The sequence below is a fragment of the Bacteroides sp. CAG:633 genome (assembly GCF_000435115.1).
In the GTDB taxonomy this organism is placed as follows: Bacteria; Bacteroidota; Bacteroidia; order Bacteroidales; family Bacteroidaceae; genus Bacteroides; species Bacteroides ndongoniae.
The window spans coordinates 33652-35530 of record NZ_FR883147.1; the positions used below are offsets into that span (position 1 = coordinate 33652).

Annotated in this window: 1 protein-coding gene and 1 pseudogene; both read left to right on the plus strand. The window is 51.4% G+C overall.

Translation table 11 applies throughout. The features are described 5' to 3' along the window. The first annotated feature begins 100 nt into the window (after positions 1–100). Positions 101–1480 carry a sulfatase family protein gene (locus QVP67_RS14040; protein ID WP_022164188.1) on the plus strand — a complete coding sequence of 460 codons (1380 nt, stop codon included), beginning with the start codon at positions 101–103 and terminating at the stop codon, positions 1478–1480. Between the two features lie 23 nt (positions 1481–1503). Continuing rightward, positions 1504–1879, plus strand: a pseudogene (locus QVP67_RS14045) (hypothetical protein); the annotation flags it as partial.

Sequence of the window (1879 nt, forward strand, 5' to 3'; positions counted from 1 at the left end):
CAAGTGTTGCTCGCGAGCCACACTTGCATTCCAGAAACGCATAAGAAGTACCTCTGAAACACAAGACTTCGACACCAGATTTCATAATAGACAAGAACCTATGAACGAACCTAAATCTATCCGTCCGACACGGGCACTCACATGGATATTGGCCGGCCTCCCACTGGCCTCCTGGGCACAACAGCGACCCAATATCCTCTTCATTATTACCGACCAACAATCGGCTACGGCAATGAGTTGTGCCGGCAACAGTGATATTCACACCCCCAACATGGACCGACTGGCAGCAGCAGGCGTCCTGTTCCGCAATGCCTATTGCGCGGCCCCGCTAAGCGGTCCCTCCCGTGCAGCCATGTTCACCGGATATTCTCCCTACGAAATAGGTATGGACAAAAACAATGTCCCACTGCCCGACTCCCTGCACAACCGGACATTGGGGCATCTCTTGTCTGCCGCCGGATACGATTGCGCTTATGCTGGCAAGTGGCACGTGCACACAGCCGCCATGCCCGATGGCGAATTTGGTTTTACCACCATTCATCCGTTCCGCGACAACGGTCTGGCCGAAGCCTGTGTAAACTTTCTGCAACAAAAGCATAACCGCCCATTCTTTCTCGTGGCCAGCTTTGACAATCCACACAATATCTGCGAATTTGCCCGCAGTCAAAACCTGCCACATGGCAATCTGCCCTCCCTGCCGGAAGACGAATGGCCGGGGCTCCCGCTCAACTTCGAACGTCAGCCCTACGATGCCGACGTCATCAGCTACGAAAAACGGATGAATTATTCAGCCTATCCCACAGCCGACTTTACCCCCGACGATTGGCGCCGCTACCGTTCCTGCTATTTCCGGTTAGTCGAAAAGGTAGATACGGAAATCGGTAAAATCATCAATGAACTGGACGCACAAGACTTATGGGAAAACACCGTTGTTATTTTCACCAGCGACCACGGCGACGGTATGGGAGCACACCGCTGGAATCAGAAGTCAGCGTTATACGAAGAGGTAATCAACGTACCCCTCATCGTCACCCTACCCGCCAAGAAGAATGCCGGAAGAGTATCAGAACAACTGGTCAACAACGGAACCGACTTCTTCTCTGCCGTTTGCCAATGGGCCGGAACAGACGAACCGAAAGGACTGCATGGCGTTTCATTTAAACAACTGGCCGAACAGGCCGACAACCAGGCGCCTCATCAGCCCTATATAGTGACCGAAACGACTTTTGACAAAGGTGGAGGCACTCGCGGATGGGCACTCCGGACTCCACACTACAAGTATGTACTCTACGATAAAGGACGTTACCGCGAACAACTTTACGACATGCATGCCGACCGTGGCGAAATGCGTAATCTCGCCATCGAGAAACGTTATGCAGAAGTACTCGAAGCACATCGCCAACTATTAAAAGAATGGATGGAGATACATCAACTGAAACAGCCATACAACGGACACTATGTCCCAGAAAGAAACAAGTAAAACAGGAAACTCTAAAAATCAATATGATGAAAACGTTAATTTTACTATGTAGTCTGATACTGTCGGTAGGGCAAACAATAGCACAAAACCCTACCCCGACAGAACTAAACGACCTGAACAAACTGCGTGCGGTCTATCCGCTGGCACAACCCAAAGCCACTGCGGCCGAAGTAGAAGCCGCCCTAAGCGAAGACCTGTTTACTCCGCTGCCAACCATCAGCAAGGAACAAACCCCTCATATAGCTGCCACCGTGCGCGCACTGGCATACGCCAAACTGAGTGGTAAATCCGGAGCTGCGGAGCGTCTGGACGCTTATCTGGACTATTTAAGCAAAGATTCCGTCATCGAACGGATGCCGAAACTTGTCTACAGCGCTTATGGCAGCGTACGCCAACTAC

Coding starts and splice junctions, on each gene's coding strand:
- QVP67_RS14040 (WP_022164188.1), top strand. CDS start 101: ATGAACGAACCTAAATCTATCCGTCCGACACGGGCACTCACATGGATA.